17 protein-coding genes are annotated in these 23,488 nt (G+C 68.1%); 12 read left to right on the top strand and 5 right to left on the bottom strand.

Translation table 11 applies throughout. From position 1 onward, the window contains the following. Positions 1–29: 29 nt before the first annotated feature. The gene (locus tag ABB28_RS02515; protein WP_425479499.1) at positions 30–3,185 is read left to right on the top strand and encodes an efflux RND transporter permease subunit; all 3,156 of its coding nucleotides are present in this window, start codon (positions 30–32) and stop codon (positions 3,183–3,185) included. Positions 3,186–3,359: 174 nt separating this feature from the next. On the opposite strand, the gene ABB28_RS02520 is transcribed toward ABB28_RS02515, so the two are convergent. Continuing rightward, positions 3,360–3,749 (bottom strand): RidA family protein, encoded by a 390-nt coding sequence (locus tag ABB28_RS02520; protein WP_057507107.1) that lies wholly within the window; start codon positions 3,747–3,749, stop codon positions 3,360–3,362. 128 nt (positions 3,750–3,877) lie between these two features. Between ABB28_RS02520 and ABB28_RS02525 the strand changes: the two genes are divergently transcribed. From ABB28_RS02525 to ABB28_RS02535, 3 genes are all read left to right on the top strand, one after another. Next, positions 3,878–4,774, top strand: a complete 897-nt coding sequence (locus ABB28_RS02525; RefSeq protein WP_057507108.1) for a LysR family transcriptional regulator — start codon at positions 3,878–3,880, stop codon at positions 4,772–4,774. 119 nt (positions 4,775–4,893) lie between these two features. Then, positions 4,894–6,150 (top strand): AAA family ATPase, encoded by a 1,257-nt coding sequence (locus tag ABB28_RS02530; protein WP_161809841.1) that lies wholly within the window; start codon positions 4,894–4,896, stop codon positions 6,148–6,150. Further along, positions 6,147–7,022: a hypothetical protein gene (locus tag ABB28_RS02535; protein ID WP_057507110.1), complete on the top strand. Its 876-nt coding sequence runs from the start codon at positions 6,147–6,149 to the stop codon at positions 7,020–7,022. Before ABB28_RS02530 ends, ABB28_RS02535 begins: the two co-directional genes overlap by 4 nt. Here ABB28_RS02535 and ABB28_RS02540 read toward each other — a convergent pair. Next, the gene (locus ABB28_RS02540; RefSeq protein ID WP_057507111.1) at positions 6,956–8,233 is read right to left on the bottom strand and encodes a glycosyltransferase; all 1,278 of its coding nucleotides are present in this window, start codon (positions 8,231–8,233) and stop codon (positions 6,956–6,958) included. The genes ABB28_RS02535 and ABB28_RS02540 overlap by 67 nt on opposite strands. 246 nt (positions 8,234–8,479) lie before the next feature. Between ABB28_RS02540 and rpmB the strand changes: the two genes are divergently transcribed. The 6 genes from rpmB to ABB28_RS02570 all read left to right on the top strand — a co-directional run bounded on the left by rpmB (position 8,480) and on the right by ABB28_RS02570 (position 18,368). Beyond that, positions 8,480–8,716, top strand: coding sequence for a 50S ribosomal protein L28 (gene rpmB / locus ABB28_RS02545; RefSeq protein ID WP_019185625.1), 237 nt, complete (start codon positions 8,480–8,482; stop codon positions 8,714–8,716). Between the two features lie 10 nt (positions 8,717–8,726). Further along, the gene (gene rpmG / locus ABB28_RS02550; RefSeq protein ID WP_182339464.1) at positions 8,727–8,894 is read left to right on the top strand and encodes a 50S ribosomal protein L33; all 168 of its coding nucleotides are present in this window, start codon (positions 8,727–8,729) and stop codon (positions 8,892–8,894) included. Positions 8,895–9,006: 112 nt separating this feature from the next. After that, positions 9,007–10,425 (top strand): cardiolipin synthase, encoded by a 1,419-nt coding sequence (gene cls, locus ABB28_RS02555; RefSeq protein ID WP_057507112.1) that lies wholly within the window; start codon positions 9,007–9,009, stop codon positions 10,423–10,425. 34 nt (positions 10,426–10,459) lie between these two features. After that, complete coding sequence (locus ABB28_RS02560; protein ID WP_057507113.1) at positions 10,460–11,860, top strand: FAD/NAD(P)-binding protein; 1,401 nt, start codon at positions 10,460–10,462, stop codon at positions 11,858–11,860. A gap of 9 nt (positions 11,861–11,869) precedes the next feature. Beyond that, positions 11,870–14,056 carry a DNA helicase II gene (gene uvrD, locus ABB28_RS02565; protein ID WP_057507114.1) on the top strand — a complete coding sequence of 729 codons (2,187 nt, stop codon included), beginning with the start codon at positions 11,870–11,872 and terminating at the stop codon, positions 14,054–14,056. Positions 14,057–14,168: 112 nt separating this feature from the next. Further along, on the top strand, positions 14,169–18,368 hold the full coding sequence (locus ABB28_RS02570; RefSeq protein WP_152983364.1) for a hypothetical protein: 4,200 nt from the start codon (positions 14,169–14,171) through the stop codon (positions 18,366–18,368). A gap of 15 nt (positions 18,369–18,383) precedes the next feature. On the opposite strand, the gene ABB28_RS02575 is transcribed toward ABB28_RS02570, so the two are convergent. Continuing rightward, entirely contained in the window at positions 18,384–19,097 is a 714-nt protein-coding gene (locus ABB28_RS02575; RefSeq protein WP_083491875.1) for a ThuA domain-containing protein, read from the bottom strand. Positions 19,098–19,226: 129 nt separating this feature from the next. On the opposite strand from ABB28_RS02575, the gene ABB28_RS02580 reads away from it, so the two are divergent. After that, positions 19,227–19,673 (top strand): universal stress protein, encoded by a 447-nt coding sequence (locus ABB28_RS02580; protein ID WP_057507117.1) that lies wholly within the window; start codon positions 19,227–19,229, stop codon positions 19,671–19,673. A gap of 118 nt (positions 19,674–19,791) precedes the next feature. On the opposite strand, the gene ABB28_RS02585 is transcribed toward ABB28_RS02580, so the two are convergent. Both ABB28_RS02585 and ABB28_RS02590 read right to left on the bottom strand, forming a co-directional pair. Then, a complete protein-coding gene (locus ABB28_RS02585) occupies positions 19,792–20,034 on the bottom strand; it encodes a hypothetical protein (RefSeq protein ID WP_057507118.1) in 243 nt (80 codons plus the stop codon). Between the two features lie 16 nt (positions 20,035–20,050). Then, positions 20,051–20,347 (bottom strand): DUF2782 domain-containing protein, encoded by a 297-nt coding sequence (locus tag ABB28_RS02590; protein WP_057507119.1) that lies wholly within the window; start codon positions 20,345–20,347, stop codon positions 20,051–20,053. Positions 20,348–20,434: 87 nt separating this feature from the next. Between ABB28_RS02590 and polA the strand changes: the two genes are divergently transcribed. Beyond that, the gene (gene polA, locus ABB28_RS02595; protein ID WP_057507120.1) at positions 20,435–23,212 is read left to right on the top strand and encodes a DNA polymerase I; all 2,778 of its coding nucleotides are present in this window, start codon (positions 20,435–20,437) and stop codon (positions 23,210–23,212) included. The last annotated feature ends 276 nt before the right edge of the window (positions 23,213–23,488 follow it).

The following is a 23,488-nucleotide window of genomic DNA, read 5'->3' on the forward strand; positions in this document are numbered from 1 at the left end:
ATCGCGCTCGTCCGGGCCTGCTGGAACGCATGATCGGCGGCGCCATCACCCATCGCTGGCTGATGATGGCGCTGACCGCGGTGCTGGTGCTGGTGGGCATCTGGAGCTTTGGCCGGCTGCCCATCGATGCCACGCCGGACATCACCAACGTGCAGGTGCAGATCAACACCGCAGCGCCCGGCTATTCGCCGCTGGAGAGCGAACAACGCATCACCTACGCGGTGGAAACCGCGATGGCCGGGCTGCCGGCGCTGGAGCAGGTGCGTTCGCTGTCGCGCTACGGGCTGTCCCAGGTAACCGTGGTGTTCGACGACGGCACCGACCTGTACTTCGCCCGCCAGCAGGTGGCCGAACGCCTGCAGCAGGTCCGCTCGCAGCTGCCCGCCGGACTGGATCCGCAGCTCGGGCCGATCGCCACCGGGCTCGGCGAAATCTTCATGTACACCGTCGACGCCGCGCCCGGCGCGCGCAAGCCCGATGGCACGGCGTACACCGCCACCGACCTGCGTACCCTGCAGGACTGGGTGATCCGGCCGCAGCTGCGCACCGTGCCCGGAGTCACCGAAGTCAACACCATCGGCGGCTTCCAGCGCCAGGTCCACATCACTCCGGACCCGGCACGCCTGCGCGCACTCGGCTTCACGCTGGAAGAGGTGGCCGCTGCAGTGGAAGCCAACAACCAGAACGTGGGCGCCGGCTACATCGAACGCAACGGACAGCAGTTCCTGGTGCGCATCCCCGGCCAGGTGGCCAACCTGGAAGAGATCGGCAACATCGTGCTGGACCGCCGCGAAGGCGTGCCGATCCATGTGCATGACGTGGCCGAGGTCGCCGAAGGCGCGGAGCTGCGCAGTGGCGCGGCCACCCAGGACGGCCACGAGGTGGTGATGGGCACGGTGGTGATGCTGGTCGGTGCGAACAGCCGCGAGGTGGCCCAGGCCGCCGCCGCGAAACTGGCGCAGGCACAGCGCAGCCTGCCCGAAGGGGTCACCGCCACCGCCAGTTACGACCGCACCGCGCTGGTGGACCGCACCATCAGCACCGTCGCCAGGAACCTGCTGGAAGGCGCGCTGCTGGTGGTGGTGGTGCTGTTCCTGCTGCTCGGCAACGTGCGTGCGGCGCTGATCACCGCGGCGGTGATCCCGTTGGCGATGCTGTTCACCCTGACCGGCATGGCCCGTGGCGGGGTATCGGCCAACCTGATGAGCCTGGGTGCGCTGGACTTCGGTCTGATCGTCGATGGCGCGGTGATCATCATCGAAAACTGCCTGCGCCGCTTCGGTGAGCGCCAGCATGCGCTGGGACGCGACATGAGCGCCGCCGAGCGCTTTGCCGAAACGGCCAGCGCGACCGCTGAAGTGATCCGCCCGAGCCTATTCGGCCTCGGCATCATCACCGCGGTCTACCTGCCGATCTTCGCGTTGACCGGCGTGGAGGGAAAGATGTTCCACCCGATGGCGATCACCGTGGTGCTGGCGCTCAGTGGCGCGATGCTGCTGTGCCTGACCTTCGTGCCGGCCGCCATCGCGCTGTTCCTTGGTGGGCGCGTGCAGGAAAAGGAAAACCGGGTGATGGCGTGGCTGCGCCGGCGCTACCAGCCGCTGCTGGGCGTCGTGCTGCAGCGTGGGCGCTGGGCGGTGGCCACCGCGCTGGTGCTGGTGGTGGGTTGCGGCGTGCTGGCCAGCCGCCTCGGCAGTGAGTTCGTTCCCAGCCTGGACGAGGGGGACGTGGCGATGCATGCCATGCGCATCCCCGGCACCAGCCTGGGCCAGTCGGTACGGATGCAGGTGCAGATCGAAACGCGCCTGCTGCAGGTGCCCGAAGTGGCCAAGGTGTTCTCCAAGATCGGCACGCCGGAAGTGGCGTCGGACCCGATGCCGCCGTCGGTGGCCGACACCTTCGTGATGATGAAGGACCGCCGCGACTGGCCCGATCCGCGCAAGCGACGCGACGTGCTGCTGGGTGAACTGGAAGCGGCGGTGGAACAGCTGCCCGGCAACAACTACGAGTTCACCCAGCCGATCCAGATGCGCATGAACGAGCTGATTTCCGGCGTGCGCGCGGACGTGGCCGTGGTGGTCTACGGCGATGACCTGGACATGCTGGCGCAGGTGGGCCGGCGCGTGCAGCAGGTGGTTTCCGGCGTGCCCGGCGCCGCCGACGTGCGGCTGGAGGAAACCAGTGGACTGCCGCTGCTGACCCTGCGCCCGGACCGCCAGGCATTGGCCGGTTACGGGCTCAATCCGGGCCAGGTGCAATCCACCGTGGCCACGGCAGTGGGCGGCACGGTGGCCGGACAACTGTTCGAAGGCGACCGCCGTTTCGACATCGTGGTGCGCCTACCCGAAGCCCTGCGCCAGGATCCGGCGGCGCTGGCGGACCTGCCGGTGTCACTGGAGCCTGCGTTGGCCAACGGCAACGCCGACGAGCTGAGCCGCGGCGGCAGCGCGGCCAGCGGCGGACCGCGCACGGTACCGCTGCGTGAACTGGCGCGGATTGAAACCAGCGAAGGGCCGAACCAGGTCAACCGCGAAAACGGCAAGCGACGCATCGTGGTCACCGCCAACGTGCGTGACCGTGATCTCGGCGGTTTCGTCGCCGAACTGCAGTCCGCCGTGGGTACGCAGGTGGTGGTTCCCAATGGGTACTGGATCGACTATGGCGGCAGCTTCGAACAGCTGATTTCGGCCAGCCAGCGCCTGGCGGTGGTGGTGCCGGTCACCCTAGTGCTGATCTTCGCGCTGCTGTTCTGGGCCTTTGGTTCCGGTCGCGACGCGCTGGTGGTGTTCAGCGGGGTGCCGCTGGCGTTGACCGGCGGCGTGCTGGCGCTGGCACTGCGCGGCATGCCGCTGTCGATCTCCGCCGGGGTCGGCTTCATCGCGTTGTCCGGCGTCGCCGTGCTCAACGGACTGGTGATGATCAGCTTCATCCGCCAGCTGCGCGGGCAGGGACTGGCGCTGCCGGACGCGGTGCGCGAAGGAGCGCTGGGCCGCCTGCGACCGGTGCTGATGACCGCCCTGGTCGCATCGCTGGGCTTCGTGCCGATGGCCTTCAACGTCGGTGCGGGTTCGGAAGTACAGCGGCCGCTGGCGACGGTGGTGATCGGCGGCATCGTGTCGTCCACGCTGCTGACCCTGCTGCTGCTGCCGGTGCTGTACCGCTGGCTGCACCGCCGCGAACACTGAAGGAAGGCCAAGTGGGTGACGCCCCGCTCCGGTGGGTGACGACCTCCTCTGGTGGGTGACGACCGTTGGTCGTCACTGCTTCTGACACCGGACAGCGTGACGACCAACGGTCGTCACCCACCGGAGAGGGTCATCCCCCCACCCGGTAGTGACGGCCGCTGGCCGTCAACGCCGCTACGCCGGCAGCTTCGCGATCACCTTGATCTCGAACTGGAATCCGTACAGCCAGGTCACGCCGATCCCGGTCAGGGTGGGATGCGGCGCCTCACCCCAGTACTCCGGCACGATCGCCCAGGCCTTTTCGAAATTCTTCTCCGGGTCGACGATGAACACCGTTACGTCGACCACGTCGTCGAAGCTGCAGCCGGCCGCCGCCAGCACCGCGTTGAGGTTGTCGAAGGCGCGGCGGACCTGGGCTTCCAGCTCGGGCTCGGGCGAGCCGTCTTCGCGGCTGCCGACCTGCCCGGACACGAACAGGAAGCCGTTGGCACGCACCGCCGGCGAATAGCGATTGCGTTCGTACAGGGCCTGGCGGCCAGCGGGAAACACGACATCACGGGTCATGGGATTGCTCCATCAGGGCCGCGGCAGGCCGCCGCAGCACGGGGTTACATGCTGGACCGCCTGCTCTGCTGGATAAACCGACAGAAGCCGCCTAGATTGTTCGGCAAATCCGACAGATCAGGCCCTGCATGGACCGTTTCGACGCAATGCGCGCCTTCGTCCGGGTAGTGGAAACCGGCAGCTTCACCAAGGCGGCGCAGACCCTGCAGCTGGGCCGTACCCGGGTGACCGAGCGGGTCCAGCAGCTGGAGGCCCACCTGCGCGTGCGCCTGCTCAACCGCACGACCCGGCAGGTCAACCTGACCGCAGAAGGCGAGCTCTACTATCCCCGGGCGGTGTATTTGCTCGCCGAACTGGACGCGGCCGAAGCCAGTCTCTCCACCGCCACCGACGCCCCGCGCGGGCGCCTGCGCATCGATGTGCCCAGCCCGTTCGCCCGCCTGCTGCTGGTGCCGGCGCTGCCGGACTTCCACGCGCGCTATCCGGACATCGAACTGCAGATCGGGGTCAGCGACCGCGAGGTCGACCTGATCGGTGACAACGTCGACTGCGTGATCCGCGGCGGTGAGCCGATCGAGCAGTCGCTGGTGGCGCGGCATATCGGTGATCTCCGCTTCGGCATCCATGCCAGCGCCGGCTACCTGGAACGCCATGGCGTGCCCGCCCATCCCCGCGAACTGGAAGGGCCGGACCACCTGACCGTCGGCTTCCTGCGACCCCGAACCGGACGCACGCGCCGCTTCGTGATGCAGCGGGGCGAGGAACAGATCGACGTACGCGGGCGCCACGTCATCGCCATCGACGACGGCGATGCCTATCTCGCCGCCGGCCTGGCCGGCCTGGGCATCATCTGCGTGCCGGAGTACATGGCGGCCGCGCCGGCCGCGCGCGGCGAACTGGTGCAGCTGTTCGACGACTGGCGGATCGAATCCATGCCGATGCACGTGATGTTCCCGCCCACCCGGCATGTGAGCCAGCGCCTGCGGGTGTTCATCGACTGGGTGACCGCGCTGATGCAGGCATGAACCGACCGCGCTGCCTCTGGTGGGTGCATGCCGGTGCCGCCTAGGCTGCAGGCACGGCGCGCCTGCCAGTCATGCGCGCCGTGCAGATCGCCCGGCCGGGCGTCCACAGGGCTGCCAGCGTGCACGTAGAAGCCATCCGCATCCAGAACCTGCGCGCTTTCAGCGACGCCAGCATCGATTTCCGCCGCGACGGCGACGCCGCCGTGGGCGCGCCGCTTGCCAACGTGCATGTGCTGCTCGGCGGCAACGGCGCGGGCAAATCCAGCGTGCTGCGGGCCATCGCGCTCGGCGTGCTGGCACCGGTATTCGAACGCGATGCCACGCTGGAGCGCACCGGCTGGGTACGCAGGCCGCCAGGCACCGGTGGCGGCAGCGCCTGCATGGCCGAGGATGCCGCGCGCATCGACATCGACCTGCGCCTGCATGGCCAGGACCTGCTGGCGTGCGCCGGACGGCCGCTGCAGGCACTGCCGATACAGGCCCGGATCGAGCGTGTCGGCGACATGGAGCTGCTTGACTGGCTGCGCCCGCAGCAGGCCGAGCTGGGCCGCGAAATGCGGCTGATCCAGCAGGTGCGTGAGCCCAGTGCGTTCTTCCTGGTGGCCTACGGCGCCTCGCGCTGGGTCGACCACGCGCAGGCGGCCGCGGATGCGGCACCGGTGCCGGTGGGACGGCAGCGACGCCAGCGCGTGGCCAGCCTGTTCGACAACCGCGGACTGCTGCCACTTGCCGCCTGGCTGCCTGCGTATGCGGCGCAGAATCCCGGCCGCCATCGACAGGTGGTCACCCTGATGAACCGGCTGCTGCCGGACGGCTGCCGGATGGCGACCACGGCGTCCCAGGACCCGCCGCTGTTCGAGATCGACGGCGCGCAGCTTCCCTTCTCCGGCCTGTCCGATGGTTACCAGGCCTACGTCGGCTGGATTGGCGACCTGCTCCACCAGTTGTGCCTGGGCGCACCGTCGGGCCGTCGGCTGGCCGACAACCAGGGCGTGGTGCTGGTCGATGAGATCGACCTGCACCTGCACCCCGCATGGCAGCGCTCGCTGCTGTCCACCCTGTCCCAGGCGCTGCCCAAGCTGCAGTTCATCGTGACCACCCACAGCCCGCTGGTGGTCGGTGCGCTGCAGCCGCAGAACCTGATCGTGCTTGATCGCAAGGACACGCTCGGAACGCGTTGCCGTCGGTTGCCTGAGCGGGTGCACGGGCGCAGCGCCGACGAGATGCTGCTCAGTCCGTACTTCGGGCTGGCCACCACCCGGCCGGCGGCGGTGGGCGGCCGGCTGGAGCGCCTGCGGCTGGCCAGCCAGCACGGCGATGCCGCCGCGGCGGTGGCCTATCTGCAGCTGCTCGCCTCGGGGGAGGGCCTGGCATGATCCGCATCCGCGTGGCCGAAGCGCAACTGCGTGCACTGGTCAGCGCGCACGACCGCCGCTGGCTGGACAAGGCGCGGCTGCGTACCGCCGAGTACCGGCGACAGGGCCGCTACGTCGAAGGCAGCGAATTCTGGGGCGACATCAAGCAGGTCTACATCGAGCTGCAGCATGAGAAATGCGCCTACTGCGAAAGCCGCCTGGCCGGCCATGCGCTGGCCAGCAAGGTCCACGAGGTGGAGCACTTCCGGCCTAAATCGAGGGTCAGCGCGTGGCCACCCGCCACCGGCAAGGGCGCGGTGGGCTTCCTGCCGCCGTGTGCGGTGGGCCGGGCCAGCACGCGCGGTTACTACCTGCTGGCCTACCACCCGCTGAACTATGTGATTGCCTGCACGCGCTGCAATTCGACGTTGAAGGCCGACTTCTTCCCGGTACGCGGCAGACGCAGCACGCGCGCATCCACGCCACGCGCGGCGCGCGCTGAAGATCCGCTGCTGGTGTATCCGCTCGGTACCCTGGACACCGACCCCGCGCGCATCCTCCGCTTCGATGGCGTACTGGCCGTGCCACGTCGCACGCGCGGTGGCGACCATGAGCGCGCGCGGGTGACCATCGAATTCTTCCAGCTCAACCACCAGGACCTGACCAGCCGGAGGGCACGGCTGCTGGGGGCGTTATGGCTGTCGTTGCGCGCCGTGCAGCTGCCGGGCTTGCCGGATGACCTGCGCCAGCTGCAGCAGCAGTCGATCGCCTACGCACAGTCCGATCGTGCCGAGTTCGCCGCCTGTGCACGCGACTTCGTCGCGCTTCATGGTGCTGACAGGGAACGCGCGGATACGCTTGGCGGCTTGGCGCTGCAGTTGGCCACGGGCTGACCGAGCAGCCGCGCCACGGCCGCCACGCCGGTCGCCACGCCGTCTTCGGCTGCCATCTGCCGGCCCAGTGCCGCCGCGCGCCCGCGCACGTCCGGGCGTTCGGCAAAGGCGAGTGCCGCGGACAGTCGCCGGGGGTCCAGCCGCCGGGGCGAGAGCGCCGCCGGCGACACGCCGAGTCGATGCAGGCGGTCGGCCCAGAAGAACTGATCGGCCGCGAACGGCATCACCATCGACGGCACGCCGGCGCGGCAGGCCGAATGCGTGGTACCGCTGCCGCCATGGTGGATCACCAGCGAGGTCAGCGGGAACAGGGCTTCATGCGGCACCGGCCCCACCACGTGCACGTCGTGCGGCAGCGCCAGCGCCGGCGTGCCCGACCAGCCCGGCGACAGCAGCACGCGGCGCCCTTCAAGCATGCGCAGCAGGGCCGACAGCACGGCGTCGCGGTCGAATCCGGTCATGCTGCCGAAGCCCACGTAGACCGGCGGCGCGCCGGCATCCAGGAACGCCTGCAGGGCGGGCGGGGGCGACCACCCGGCGCTGTCGGGCAGGCGCCACTGGCCGCATACCAGATGGTCGGCCGGCCAGTCCGCGGGTGCGGCCACCAGGCTGGGCGACACGCCGTACAGCATCGGCGCATCGATCCACGGGGTGGTTGCCGGGGGCAGGCCCAGCACCGCTTGCCGGGCCTGGTTGATCGGTGCGCGGAACTGCTGCCAGATCAGCCGGGTGACCAGCCGGTGGCTGATCCGGTTCAGCGCGGCCGGTGTCCAGCCCGGGGGCAGGAAGGGGGAGGGGAAGGCGCGGGTCGGGGTGATCGGGATCATGCCGGTGCCGATCACCGGGATGCGGTGGCGTTCGGCCACGCTGAGGCCGACGAAGGCGGCCAGCCCCCCGGCCAGCACCGCGTCACAGCCTGCAGCGGCCCGGTCGGCCTGGCCCATCCAATCGGCCACATGCCGCCGCGCCATCCGGGCCAGTCCGCTGCTGGCGGCCCGTGGGCTGTTGCCGCGCGACAGCAGCGCCACCACTTCTTCGTGGATGTCGCCCTGCAGGGCGGCGTGCGGCACCTCCAGTGCCTGCGCGCTGCCCAGCGTGCCGGCGTCGGCGAGCAGCATCACCTCGTGGCCGGCATCGATCAGCCCGCGGCACAGCAGGGTAAGGGGGCGGGTGTCGCCTTCGGTGCCGTAGGTGAGTGCGAGTAATTTCATCCCGCCTGTGTAGCAGGCCGCGGGCGAGGGCACCGTGGAGCTGCCCTGGCTTGCAGGTTCGGTCTGATCCGGGCATACTTCGCGGCTCGCTGTGTCCGGTCAACCCCGGGTGGCGGTACCGGCAACACGTCCTCCGGTATGCCCAGGTCAGCGTAACCCTTTGATTCTCTTGACGTGTGATGGAAAACCATCGAGGCCGCCGTCGCCCGGGCTACGGGCTGACAAACATCATTATCGAGGTGCGCAATGTCCCGCGTATGCCAAGTTTCCGGCAAGCGAGTGCAGACGGGTAACAACGTCTCGCACGCCAACAACAAGACCCGTCGTCGTTTCCTGCCCAACCTGCACGAGCGCCGCTTCTGGGTCGCCAGCGAAAACCGCTGGGTCAAGCTTCGTGTTTCCGCGCATGCACTGCGCACCATCGACAAGAACGGCATCGACTCCGTTCTGGCTGAGCTGCGTTCGCGCGGCGAAAAGGTCTGAGGAGTAAACGATCATGGCAGGCAAGCGCGACAAGATCCGTCTGATTTCGACGGCCGGTACCGGCCACTTCTACACGACGGACAAGAACAAGAAGAACACCCCCGGGAAGATGGAATTCCTGAAGTACGATCCGGTCGTGCGCAAGCATGTCCCGTACAAGGAAGGCAAGATCAAGTAATCCGCCAGGATGCTTGAGCTTCCCGAGTGAAGAAACCCGCCGCGAGGCGGGTTTTTTTATGGCCGTGACCCACCCCGTGCCAGAATGGCGCTCCCTTTGCGCGGGTGGGGCGATGCTCTTGGAATGGACGCTGGGCTCATGGCTGCTGCTGCTGGACTGGCTGATCCGGCTGGCCGCGCTGTTGTGGATCCCCGCCCGCACCACCCCCGGCGCCGCACGCAGCTGGCTGCTGCTGGTCGGCTTCGTGCCCCTGCTGGGCCTGCCGCTGTACCTGCTGTTCGGCCACCCGTGGCTGTCCGGCGAGCGCCTGCGCCGCCAGGCCGAGGCCTCGCAGGTGATCCGCGAAGAACAGGCGCTGCAGTCCGCCCTGCGCTGGCAACCGGACGCGGACACCACCGTCGCCGAAATGGTGCCGCTGGTGGAACGGCAGGGCGATTTCATGCCGGTGCACGGCAACGCGCTGGATCTGCTGACCGGCTATGACGATTCGCTGGCGCACCTGATCGCCGATATCGACCAGGCCGAAGAGCGCGTCCACCTGCTGTATTACCTGATGTTCGACGATGCGGTGGGCGATGCCATCGTGGAGGCGCTGCAGCGTGCCGCTGCGCGCGGCGTGCAGTGCCGCCTGCTGCTGGATGCGGTGGGCGCCAAGCGCGGCCTGCGTGCCTACCGCAAGCGCCTGCTGGCGCGCGACGTGGACGTGCGTGCGATGCTGCCGGGCGGCCTGCGCTGGCGGCGCAGCGGGCGCATGGACCTGCGCAATCACCGCAAGATCGCGGTGATCGACAACAAGGTCGGCTACATCGGCTCGCAGAACCTGGCCGATGCCTCGTTCGTGCGCGGCCGTCCCAACCGCGAACTGGTCGCGCGCCTGCGCGGTCCGGCCGTCGCCCACCTGGAGGCGGTGTTCGCCAGCGACTGGTACATGGAAACCGGCCAGCGGCTGGACGTGATGGCCGACGTGCCGGTGTGCAGCGAAGACGTGGCCACCCAGCTGCTGCCCAGCGGCCCGGCGTACCCCTTCAGCAACGCGCGCGATGCAGTGAACGCGATGATCCACCTGGCACGCCGCCGCATCGTGCTGGTCACCCCGTACTTCGTGCCCGACGAGGCCACGCTGAGTGCGCTGCGCATCGCCGCGTTGTCCGGGGTGGACGTGCAGCTGATCGTATCGGCCACCAGCAATGCACGGCTGACCGCATGGGCGCAGGAGGCGTACTACGATGAGCTGCTGCGCAGCGGCGTGCGCATCGCGCTGTACGAGCCGCATTTCCTGCACGCCAAGCACCTCAGCGTGGATGAGGACATCGCGCTGCTGGGATCGATCAACCTGGACATCCGGTCCTTCGCGCTGAATGCCGAAATCGGCCTGCTCTGCTATGACCGCACGATCGTGCGCCAGCTGCTGGATATCGAAGAAGACTACCTGCGCCAATCGCGACCGCTGGAGCTTTCGCAGTGGCGCAAGCGGGCCACCTGGCGGCGCAGCCGCGAAGGCATCGCGCGGCTGGCCGATGCGCTGATGTAAAGGCGCTGGTCGATCCTTCGCCTACAATCACCGCATGAACGATACAGCGACTCCGCACCGCATCGACCTGGCCATCATCGGCGGTGGCGCCGCCGGTGCGCTGACCGCCCTGCACCTGCTGCGCCACGCCAAGGCCCCGCTGCAGGTCCAGTTGTTCGAGCCGGCCTCGACCCTGGCCGAGGGCATCGCCTATGCCACGCCGGCACCGCAGCACCTGCTCAACGTGCCGGCCGGCCGGATGAGCGCGCTGCCGGACCAACCCACGGATTTCACCGATCACCTGCGCCAGGTCGACGCCTTCCCGCAGGATGATGATGCGTCGCTGGCAGGCCGCTTCGTGCCGCGTCGGCATTACGCGGCGTATCTGCGCCAGCGCCTGGCCGAGGCGGGCGAGGGCAGCCCGGTGCAGCTGCAGGTGGTTCCGCAGGCGGTGCTGTCGCTGCGCCGGCACGCGGGCGCGGCACGGCTGGAACTTACCGATGGCACCGTTGTCGATGCCGGCCACGTCGTGCTGGCCTGCGGCAACAGCGTGCGCCCGATCCCGCTGGCCGGCGCCGACGCCCTGCCACACCACTGCATCGCCGAAGCCTGGGATTACGATGGCGTCCGCCTGCTTGCGGGCGAGCAGGCCATCGGCATCATCGGCTCCGGGTTGAGCATGGTGGACAGCGTGGTGGCGTTGTTCGCGGCAGGCCAGAGCGGCGTGCTGCACGTGTTTTCGCGGCACGCGCTGATGCCGTTGCCGCATGCCCACGGGGCGCCGGCGTCCTATGACCCGCAGCCCTTGCTGGCGATGCCGCTGCGCACCCGGCTGCGCACGCTGCGCCGGCATGCCCGCGAGGCCGCAGCGCAGGGCATTCCGTGGCAGAGCGTGATGGAGCGCATCCGTCCGCTGGGCAAGGCGCTGTGGCAGACCCTCGATGACGCCGACCAGCGCCGCTTCCTGCGCCATGGGGTGCGGCACTGGGACGTGCATCGGCACCGGATTGCCGAAGAAGTCCACGTACAGCTGCGCGATGCACTGGCCGACGGCCGCCTGCAGCTGCACCGCGTGCGCCTGCAGGGCGTGGTGGAAACCGAGTCGGGCCTGCGCCTGTCCGCCTTGTCCCACGGCGCAGCGGTGCAGTGGGATCTCGGCGCACTGGTCAACGCCACCGGCGTGGAGACGCGTGCCGAGGGCCTGCGCAATCCATTGCTGAGGCAGCTGCTGGCCGAAGGCATCGCGCGCCCCGGGCCGCATGGCCTGGGCCTGGACAGCCAGGCCGCAGGTGACCGGCTGATCGATGCCGACGGCAACGCGGATGACGCCATCGGCGTGCTGGGCAGCCTGCGCATCGGCACGTTGTGGGAAAGCCTGGCCGTGCCTGAACTGCGTCAGCAGGCGGAAGATGCGGCACGCCACGCGGTGCGGGAGCTCGAAGCAGCGATGCCGTAAAATGGGGGCATGGATGTCTCCCACCTGCTTGATGGCCTGAACCCGGCCCAGCGCGATGCCGTGTCCGCCCCCCCTGGCCACCACCTGGTGCTGGCCGGTGCGGGCTCCGGCAAGACCCGCGTACTGACCCACCGCATCGCCTGGCTGCACGAAGTGTTCGGCGTGCCGACCCATGGCATTTTCGCGGTGACCTTCACCAACAAGGCTGCCGGCGAGATGCGCCATCGCATCGACGCGCAGCTGCCGAATGGCAGCCGCGGCGCCTGGATCGGCACCTTCCATGGGCTGGCCAACCGCCTGCTGCGCCTGCATTGGGCCGAAGCCAAGCTGCCTGATTCGTTCCAGGTGATGGACTCCGATGACCAGCTGCGGCTGGTCAAGCGCGTGGTGCAGGCACTGGAGCTGGACGACGGCAAGTACCCGCCCAAGCAGATCGCCTGGTGGATCAACGAACAGAAGGACGAGGGCCGCCGCCCGCAGCATATCCAGCCCGAACCTAACGACGCCTGGCTGGACACCATGCGCCAGGCTTACACCGAATACCAGGCGCGCTGCGACCGCGCCGGGCTGGTCGACTTCGCCGAACTGCTGCTGCGCGCGCATGAGCTGCTGCGCGACAACCCCGCCTTGCTGGCGCACTACCGCGCGCGCTTCCGCGAGATCCTGGTCGACGAATTCCAGGACACCAACTCCATCCAGTACGCCTTCGTGCGCGTACTGGCCGGCGACAGCGGGCATGTGTTCGTGGTCGGCGACGATGACCAGGCCATCTATGGCTGGCGCGGTGCGAAGGTGGAGAACGTGCAGGGCTTTCTGCGCGATTTCCCCGGCGCGCAGACCATCCGGCTGGAACAGAACTACCGCTCCACCGCCAACATCCTGGGCGCGGCCAACGCGGTCATTTCGCACAATCCGGACCGCATCGGCAAGGAGCTGTGGACCGACAGCGGCGACGGCGATCCGATCGACCTGTACGCGGCCTACAACGAAATGGACGAGGCACGTTACATCGTCGAGCGCGCCCGCCAGTGGGTGCGCGATGGCGGCAGCCACGGCGAAGTGGCGGTGCTCTACCGCAGCAACGCGCAGTCGCGCGCGCTGGAAGAAGTGCTGCTGAGCGAGCAGGTCCCGTATCGGGTGTATGGCGGCATGCGCTTCTTCGAGCGCGCCGAAATCAAGGACGCACTGGCCTACCTGCGGCTGCTGTCCAACCGCAACGACGACGCGGCCTTCGAGCGCGCGGTCAACACCCCGACCCGTGGCATCGGCGACCGCACCCTGGACGAGGTGCGCCGTGAGGCGCGCGCGCAGGGCATTTCGCTGTGGGAAGCCACCATGCTGGTCACCCAGGGCAACGCGTTGGCGGCACGCGCGCGCAATGCGCTGGCGGGCTTCCTGGTGCTGGTCAATGAACTGCAGGGGCAGACCCTGCACATGACCCTTGCCGAGCGCATCGACCACGTGCTGGCACGTTCGCTGCTGCGCGAACACTGGAGCAAGGAAAGCCGCAACGCGCTGGACTCCGAATCGCGCACCGACAACCTCGACGAACTGGTGTCGGTGGCCTCGCGCTTCGTGCGCCGGGCCGACGATGTCGAAGAAGTGGAGGACATGGACGAGCTGGTCGCCTTCCTCGCCTATGCCGCGCTGGAAGCAGGCGAAGGCCAGGCCCAGGCCAACGAAGACGGCGTGCAGTTGATGACCCTGCATTCGGCCAAGGGCCTGGAGTTTCCGCTGGTGTTCCTGGCCGGCATGGAAGACGGCCTGTTCCCGAGCGCGCGTTCGCTGGAAGAAAGCGGGCGGCTGGAAGAAGAGCGCCGGCTGGCCTACGTCGGCATCACCCGCGCGCGGCAGAAGCTGGTGCTGTGCTACGCCGAATCACGGCGCATCCATGGCCAGGACAACTACGGCGTGCCGTCGCGCTTCCTGCGCGAGATCCCGCGCGAGCTGCTGCATGAAGTACGGCCGAAAGTGCAGGTCTCGCGGCCGGCATCGCTGGGGGCCAGCCGTGGCGGGCATGCCGCGCTCGAAGCGCCGCCGCTGAAGCTCGGCACGATGGTCACCCATCCCAAGTTCGGCGAAGGCATGGTCACCGACTACGAAGGCAGCGGCGCGCATGCGCGCGTGCAGGTGGAGTTCGCCGATGCCGGCAGCAAGTGGCTGGTGATGGCCTACGCCAACCTGACCGCGCTGTAGGGTTGGCAGGCCGCGCCCTGGCGAGGAGCCATCCTGACCAGCGCGGTATTTATGAAAGCCCACGCCTATGGCTGGAGGCAGTATTTCCTTCTTGTTCAATGGAGGAAAGCGCATGCCCGCTGTTGGCCCCTCGTTGCAGGCAACACCCGAAGGGATCCGCACGCGGCATCGCTCCGATCCCCCGCAGGAACGCGTCGCAGGATCGGCCATCGGCAGTCTGCTGGTCAGCAACACCGCGCCGTTGCGCATGCGCCACCCGTCTGCACCCTCAGGTGCCCGACGGGTGTCCACGGAGAACTACCCGCCTGTCGCCGGTTCACCCGACGCGATGCGGCAGACGACCACGCTGCGCGCCCTGCATTGCACGATGGACGGGGTGCGGCGCGCATTGCAGAGCGGAGATACGGAGGCTGGCCGACGCGCTGCGGCAGCCCTGCTGGGTAGTGGTGTGCAGCGGCGGCTGGTGCTCGACCTGCAGCTTTCTTCTGCCACGCCCGCATTGAGGCAGGCCGGCGTGGACGGGAACCTGCACTGGCTGCACGCCGTGACGGGTCTGGTGCGGGAGCAGGCGCTGCCGGCCGCCGAGGTGATCGACTATCTGCTCGTGCCAGGATCGGATGGACGCAATGCGCCGTCCACCAGCCGTTATCTGCGTGATCCGGCGCTTGGCCAGGCTTTCGTCACCCTGCTCGACACCCTGCATGAAAACGACAGCAGCAACGGGGCACTCACCGCCATGCGCGGACGGGCGCGGAGCCATCTGGTGGCAGCGGGACCGGCGGTCGCGGCCCCACCTGCATTGCACGATGTGGTCCAGCAGGCCTGCGAGGCGACGCAACCCACGCGTCTGGCGGGGCTGGAGTCATCGCTGCTGCGACGAAGCGTAGAGGCGAACATGCCGGCCTTGATCACCGCTTCCGAAGCCGAAGCCGTGGACCGCATGGTCGTGAAGGAGTTCCAGTCCGGCGGCGCCGATGGCCTTGGCAGCAATCCCGTGTTCCAGTCCACGCCATCACGGGTGCGCACGCTGGAAGAGCAGATGCAGGATGCCCGCGCCACCTACACGCGGGAAGTCGGCGGCCTGCGAAGGCGCCAGGGCGAGGAGCTGGTGGCCAACATCCAGCAGGAATATGAAGAGGCCGTGCTGGCCGAGGATCCTGCGTTGTCCAACGTCCAGCGCGGTGCGCTGCTACGGCAGCTTTCCGGACACGCCGTGCAGGGGGTGGATCGTATCGTCCACATTTTTCATCCGGGTCCTGAAGCCGAAGAAGAAGACCCGGCACCGGTGCGGACATGGACCGGTGCCGGCAGCCGCCCCGCCGCGCTGGTCACCATCGAGGGTGCAGACTGGCGGGTGAAGGAGACCGGGGACACCGGTCTCAGCGCGATGGAGGCCAGCCTGTCGCGGGTGTTCCAGCTTACCGGCCTGGCGGCGCCGGACGCACGTGTGGTGGATGCCGATCCTTCCCTGCCAGGCGACAGCCAGCGCTTCGCCTCGCGCTACGAACCCAGTTTCATGGATCTTGGCCGTTACCTGGATACGCCGGCCGCCGAAGCACTGGCCGCCGCAGGCGATGAAGCCGCCAGGATGGGCTATGCCCAGCTGCGCGGCGACCATGCAGCGGCGGTTTCCGACTGCGATGCGATTCTGCAGCGCGCTGGGGTCGATCATTTCTGGCAGCTGCAGGATGCGGGACTGCAGGCCGCGCACGCAGCCGCCGACCGGCGGCGATTCGATGCGCTGGAGGCGATGAATCGCCTGCTGCCGACCGCACAACGCAGCGACCAGGTCCGGCATTTCATTGCCTCGCGATGGCTCGGCAACTGGGACCACCTCAACTTCCGGATGGAGAATTTCGGCTACGCCGAGCGCGACGGACAACCCTTGGCGATGACCGTCGATTTCGGCTCGTGCGGGCCACTTGGATTCGCCACGCTGGACGCGCGCAGGGTGATGCTGCCCAAACGGGCCAGTGCGGACATCGCCCTGCTGCAACGCCCCGCTTCGCTGTTTCCCATCCCGGATGCGTTTGTTGAAAATGCCGCGGAATTCGACGCGATGGGCGCAGATCCGGGGCGGCTGCACGACACGCTGGGCTGGCCGTACGGGTTCCAGTCGGAAAGCGTTGCCGACCTGATGCGCACGCCTGCCGTCCCCGATCCGGCCATTGCCGATGCGATGGCGGAAATGGGGTACCGTCTGGCCCTGATTCCTGCAGCCACCGTGCATGCGGTGATCGGCGCCGGGTGGCAGGTTCCCGCCGACGCGCCGGAGGGTCGCTGGCCGGACGCCGCAACGATGGCCGGCGTCCTGGTACAGCGCCGGCAGGCATTGCTCGCCCAGTACGCACCGGGGCAGATCCGTGACTGGATCAGCACCGACCCCGAGCGCGCCGCCCAGGTGCGGCAGCAGATGCTGGATGGTATCGGTGCTGCACTGGACGGTGCTGGCGACTCCACGGTCCAGCAGGAACATGCCGCTGCACTGCAGGCCAGGCATCAGATGCTGCTGGACGGCGATTTCGCCGCCATCGTGGGCGATCCCAATGCACGCGAGCCCAATGCCGTCACGGCACGGATCAGGGCACTGCAACGGCTGCATGACTGCAATCGCAGACTGGCCGCCGCGCTGGACACCCATGCCGAGGCGGACATCCGCGCGATCGCGGGAGAGCTGCTGTCCCCATCGGTGTTCGGAGAGCTGCTGACCGACCTGGAACTGGGTGCGGGCGCGGATGAGCGCAGACGCACCAGCTTCGAAGCGAACCGCGATTGGCTGTTGCTGGTGAAGCGCCTGGTGGACGACGGTTACCTGGCTGCCGCACAGGTCACGCACTGCCTGTTGCAGACGTTCGAAGGGGCCACCTATCCGCCCAACATCGGCGCGCACGCACATCGAGACCCCGCGCTCGGGATGGCGTTCATCGAGCTGATGGAGACCCTGATGGCCAGGTCGGTGGACATTACCCCGGCCCTGCTGCGCGAGGGCCTGTTGACGGCAAAGGTGAAGGGTTTCCCGAACTATTACGCCGCGTTGGCGGCATCCGGTGCATCGATCGCCTGGGACCAGCGCCTGCAACAGGCCGAGCTGCTGCCAGGCAACGCAGAGTACATCCGCCTGAGGTCGCTGCGCAGCTGGGCGGTGAAGAAGGTGTCCTACGAGCTGCGGCGCGGTGACGAGCCGCTCCACGTCGATGGACACGCACAACGGCTGGCGGCGCTGCCGCTGCGCGACCTCATCCAGCACGTGGACGCCGCGTATGGTACCCGCCGCGTGATCGAACTGGAGCTGCCTGAGATACGTGCGAGCCTGCGCATGAAGCTGACCAGCCAGGTCGAGGAAGAGGCGCTGACGGAACTTGTCCAGCGCAGCGTGGAAGGCGCCTGGAAAGAAGCCATCGTCAAACATCGGCTTCCGCGTGACACGCCGGTGCCGCCCAGAATGCTCGAAGAGCTCGAACGCAGCGCACTGGGCACCTATCGTGACCAGATGAAGAAATCACGCATGCCGGAAGCCGAGGCGCTTATCCGGGCCGGTGAGCAGCACTACACGGACGCGGTGCTGGCGCAGCCGGACATGGCGTTGGCGGAAAGGCGCCAGTTGCTCAAGCAACGTGCCGAGGAGATCACCTCTGCCATCAGCAGCATGGTCCGCGCTGCCGGCGACAGTGACGAACCGGCGGTGGATGCAAGGGCCATCGGGCAGCGTGCACAGCAGCAGGGCGCCAGCACGGCCGCCGAGCTGGCCGCGCATGCGACGGCCCAGGCGCAGCAGGATGCGCAGGCACAGGCACAGGCACAGGCGCGTGCCAGGGCCGAACAGCAGGCACGCAGCAAGGCCGGTGAATCGGCCCAGCGCGCATCCACGAGCGCCGCGGCCAAAGCCAGCCACGCCGCGGCTCTCGCCGCCTCCTCCCAGGCCCGTGCGCAGGCCCAGGCCGCCGCACGTAGCGAGTCAAAGCGCCGTGCAGATGAAAGAGCAGCCAAGGACGCATCGGCACGTGCCACGCGTGATGCGATCGTCCACAGCACCCAGTTCAATAATGAGGTGCAGACGCGCCTGGCCATGCTGCGCGCGCCAACCCCGCCCGGTGCGGCGCCCTCGTCCTCCCGGCAGACGCAGCGGCAGATAGAGCAGCGTGCGGCCGCGCTCAGGAATGATCGCCGGAATGCACAGCTGTACGCACGCCTGGAGGCGCTCAGGGCGGACGTTCCAGGCGCAGCGTCGGCCCCTCGCTCCAGCGCCGGCCGTCAACGCACCCGGCAGTACGTGGATCCGAGCAGCGGCGCGTCCGGCAGCACGACCCGATGATCCGCAGGTCGTGCGTCAGCAGTGCGGGCTTGTGCCCACCGCATAGGCCAACCCACGCCGCAGCAGCGCGCGCACATGGGGATCGGCATAGACCGCCGCATCGTGGCCGAAACCGGTGTACCAGCTGCGTCCGCGGCCCATCGGCCGGCACCAGGTGATGGGATGGTCAGCGCCCATGGTGCCGCCCGGGTAGCTGGCCTCATCCACCGTCGCCAGCACCTGCACCCAGGGTCGCGGGTTGCGCCGGTAGTTGTAGATCTCGTCGGTGATCGACCATTGGCGGCCTTCGTGGCCGCCGCCGTGCAGGGTTACCTTGGCGGTCTGCAGGCCCGGTGGATGCTTGTGGAACCAGGCGCCGACCAGCTCGCCGTAGAATGGCCAGTCGTACTCGGTATCGGCCGCCGCATGCAGGCCGAGGTACCCGCCGCCGCCTTCGATGTAATCCTTGAAGGCCGCCTGCTGGGCCTCATCCAGCACATCGCCGGTGGTATTGGCGAACACCACGGCGCGGTACGCGGACAGTCCCTCGCCGGTGAAGACCGCGCTGTCTTCGCCGTGCACCACCCGCAGGCCCTGTTCGGACGCCAGGGACCGCAGCGTATCCACGGCCACCGGAATCGAGTCGTGGCGGAATTTGGACGTGCGGGTGAAGACCAGGATCGCGTCGTCGGCAACGGCCGGCCAGGGCAGCAGGAACAGGGCCATGCAACAGCAGAGGAGGGTACGCATGCGGCGGATTCTGCCACGCACCGCGCGTCGGGCCATGCTGCACTGCATTGATCCTGCTCAAGGCATGGCCTGCACGGCGGGTGTGTAATGCTCGCGTTCCAACACGGCAGACCACCGAGGAGCCCGGCCATGTACAAGCGCATCCTGATTGCCACCGACGGATCGGAACTGGCGGAAAAAGGCCTGATGAAGGGCCTGGAGCTGGCCAAGGACCTGGACGCGGAGGTCGATATCGTGACCGTATCCGAGCCTTGGGCCGTCGGCATGTACGACGCCATGGGCTGGAGCGTGGGCTACATGAACAGCCCGGAATACAAGGCCGACCGCGAAGAGACGGCGCAGAAGATCCTGCAGCCCGCACTGGCCACGGCGCAGGCGCAGGCCGTGCGGGCCAATGGCGTGCACGTGCTGGACCGCTATGCCGCCGACGGCGTGATCGACGTGGCCGGCGAGCGCAGCTCGGACCTGATCGTGATGACCTCGCATGGCCGGCGCGGGATGACCCGCGTGCTGCTCGGCAGCCAGACCGCCGAAGTCCTGGCACGCAGCAGCATCCCGGTGCTGGTCATCCGCTGACGCCGGCCGACCGGGGTCGGCGCCAGCGGGCACAGCGTTCCCTGGGGAGGGGACCCGGCGTCGGTCGCAGGAAGCGGCCGGCGCCGTTTTTCTTCCGGCCCCAGCCCCCGCGCCACGTTCAGTCGCGCAGCTTCAGGGTCTGCGATTCGTCGAGGCTGCCATCGGCCAGCAGCACCACGTAGCGCTCGCCGCTGCGGTCGAACAGCACCGGGATCGGATCGCGGAACAGCGGCCGCCGCACGAAGCGCAGCTGCCAGCCGAAATGTTCCAGGGTCTGCACGGCGGACAGCTGTTCGGCGGTCAGCCCCTGGCGAAGGGCGGCCTGGTCGATCGGCAGGTTGCGGCGTTCTACGTTGCTCATTTCGAAAGAACGTGCATCACCAGCTGTAGAGCTTCCAGTACACCGGTGACACGCCATCCTTGGAATTGTCCATGCGGCCATCGCCGTTCTGGTCGTAGATGAAATAGGGGGAACCGCGCAGCGGGGTCACCTTGACCATGCGCAGCTGGCCCGCCACCCGGTACTCCTCCAGCACGTCGCCGTTGTCCAGCGTGCGCTTGGCGATGTCGGCACCGGCCACGTCGACCGGCGGTGCACCGGCGCCACCGGAGGTCGCGCAGCCGGCCAGCAGCAGGGCCAGCAGCAGCGGTGCGGCGAGCATCATGGGTTTCATGGGCAGGAGTCCTTGGCCGGGTGTGCAGGGGATTATGCCCCAGCCGGCGTGACCGACGCGCAGGCGCGGGGCGCGTAGAATCGTCGCATGAGCAGATTAGTCCTTATCGACGGGTCCAGTTACCTGTATCGCGCGTTCCACGCGCTGCCGCCGCTGTCCAATCCGCAGGGTGAACCGACCGGTGCGTTGTTCGGCGTGGTCAACATGCTGCGCGCAACGCTGAAGGAGCGCCCGGCCTACGTGGCGTTCGTGGTCGATGCGCCGGGCAAGACCTTCCGCGATGACCTGTACGACCAGTACAAGGCCAACCGCCCGCCGATGCCGGACGAGCTGCGCAGCCAGGTCGAACCGATGTGCCGCATCGTCGAAGCGCTCGGCATCAGCATTCTGCGCATCTCCGGCGTAGAGGCCGACGATGTGATCGGTACGCTGGCCCTGCAGGGCGTGGCGCGCGACCTCAGCGTGACCATTTCCACCGGGGACAAGGACTTCGCCCAGCTGGTGCGGCCGGGGATCGAACTGGTCAACACCATGACCGGCAGCCGGATGGATTCGGACGCTGCGGTGATGGAAAAATTCGGCGTGCGCGCCGACCAGATCGTCGACCTGCTGGCGTTGATGGGCGATGCCGTGGACAACGTGCCCGGTGTCGAGAAATGCGGCCCCAAGACCGCCGCCAAGTGGCTGGGCGAGTACCAGCACCTGGACGGGGTGATCGCCGCCGCGCCGGGCATGAAAGGCAAGATCGGCGAGAACCTGCGCGCGGCGCTGGAGCGGTTGCCGCTGAACCGCGAGCTGGTGACCATCCGTACCGACGTGGCGCTGGAGTCCGGCCCGCAGGACCTGCCGCTGCGCGAGCGCAACGTCGAGGAACTGCGCGAACTGTACGCGCGGTATGGCTTCACCCAGGCATTGAAGGAGCTGGAAGGCAGCGCCGGGCTCGCGCCCAGCGTGGCCAGCGAGGCAGCGCCGAGCCTGCGCGGCACCGCCGCCGGCTTCGCCCGCGGTGGCAGCGACGCGACGCCGGTGGCTGACCTGGACCCGTCGCTGTCGTTGCCGGGCGAGTACGAGACGGTCCTCGAGCCGGCCCAGCTGCAGGCCTGGGTCGAGCGGCTGCAACACGCGGACCTGGTCAGTTTCGATACCGAAACCGATGCGCTGGATGCCATGCGGGCGCGGCTGGTGGGCATCAGCCTGGCGGTGGAGCCGGGCAAGGCCGCCTACATCCCGATCAACCACGATTACCCCGGCGCGCCGGCCCAGCTGCCGATGCAGCAGGTGCTGGATGCGCTGCGCCCGGTGCTGGAAGACCCGGCGAAGAAGAAGCTCGGCCAGCACGGCAAGTACGACCTGCACGTGCTGCGCCGGCACGGCATCGACGTGCGCGGTTACCACGACGACACCATGCTGGAAAGCTTCGTGCTCAATTCCACCGCCACGCGGCATGACATGGATTCGCTGGCGCAGCGCTACCTCGGCTACACCACGATCAAGTTCGAGGACGTCGCCGGCAAGGGCGCCAAGCAGATCTCGTTCTCCCAGGTGGGCATCGACGAGGCCAGCCGCTACGCCGCCGAAGATGCCGATGTGACCCTGCGGTTGCACCGCGCGCTGGCGCCGCAGTTGCTGGCGCTGCCGTCGCTGGACCAGGTGTACCGGGAAATCGAAATGCCGCTGGTGCCGGTGCTGGCCAGCATCGAAGCCAACGGCGTGCAGGTGGACGTGGCCGAACTGCGCCGCCAGAGCCAGGACCTGTCCACGCGCATGCTGGCCGCGCAGCAGAAGGCCACCGAACTGGCCGGGCGCAGCTTCAACCTGGATTCGCCCAAGCAGCTGCAGGCGGTGTTGTTCGACGAACTCAAGCTGCCCGCCCTGGTGAAGACGCCGAAGGGCCAGCCGAGCACCAACGAAGAAGCGCTGGAGGCCATTGCCGAACAGCACGAGCTGCCGCGGGTGATCCTTGAGTACCGTGGGTTGGCCAAGCTGCGCAGTACCTATACCGACAAGCTGCCGGAGATGGTCAACGCCGATACCGGCCGGGTGCACACCAGCTACCACCAGTCCGGTGCGGCCACCGGGCGGCTGTCATCGTCCGATCCAAACCTGCAGAACATTCCGATCCGCACCGACGACGGCCGCCGCATCCGTCGTGCCTTCGTGGCACCGGAGGGCAAGCTGCTGCTGGCCGCCGATTACTCGCAGATCGAGCTGCGGATCATGGCCCACCTGTCCGAAGACCCGGGCCTGGTACGCGCCTTCGAACAGGGGGCGGACGTGCACCGCGCCACCGCCGCCGAAGTGTTCGGGCGCCGCCTGGACGAGGTGACCAGCAACGAACGCCGCGCCGCCAAGGCGATCAACTTCGGCCTGATGTACGGCATGAGTGCGTTCGGCCTGGCACGCAACCTGGGCATCGACCGTGGCCAGGCGCAGGATTACGTCGCGCTGTATTTCAGCCGGTATCCGGGGGTGCGTGATTTCATGGACCGCATGCGCGAGCAGGCGCGCGAGCAGGGCTATGTGGAAACCCTGTTCGGCCGGCGCCTGTATCTGAACGACATCAACGCGCGCAACCAGGGCCTGCGTGCCGGTGCCGAGCGGGCGGCCATCAATGCGCCGATGCAGGGCACCGCGGCCGACATCATCAAGCGGGCGATGGTGGACGTGGATCGCTGGCTGCAGGCATCGGCGGCGCCGGCCCGGATGATCCTGCAGGTGCACGATGAACTGGTGTTCGAGTGCGAGGCCGGTTTCATCGACGAACTGCGTACCGCGGTGGTCCTTCAGATGTCGCAAGCGGCACAGTTGAAGGTGCCGCTGGTGGTCGATACCGGGCACGGCCAGAACTGGGACGAAGCCCATTGAGTCGTATCCAGCGCTTTATGACGCTGAATGGGTTAATCGGTGAGATTTAGCTGACTAAATGATGAATATTCTGGTGGAGGTGGTTGGCTAAATGGGCCGCCTTCACGATTCATCAATGTTCGAAGTGCTTCCATAGGTTCCAACAGGCGCAACGCCTGTTGTGGATCTCTCCCATCCCCTGGAGAAGATCTCGGAACGGGGGCTCCTCCCCAAGCGCCCGTTCCCCGGCCCCGTTGACCTCCCCCTGGTCAGCGGGGCTTTTTATTTGCGGCGTCG

Source organism: Stenotrophomonas chelatiphaga (genome assembly GCF_001431535.1).
Classification (GTDB): domain Bacteria; phylum Pseudomonadota; class Gammaproteobacteria; order Xanthomonadales; family Xanthomonadaceae; genus Stenotrophomonas; species Stenotrophomonas chelatiphaga.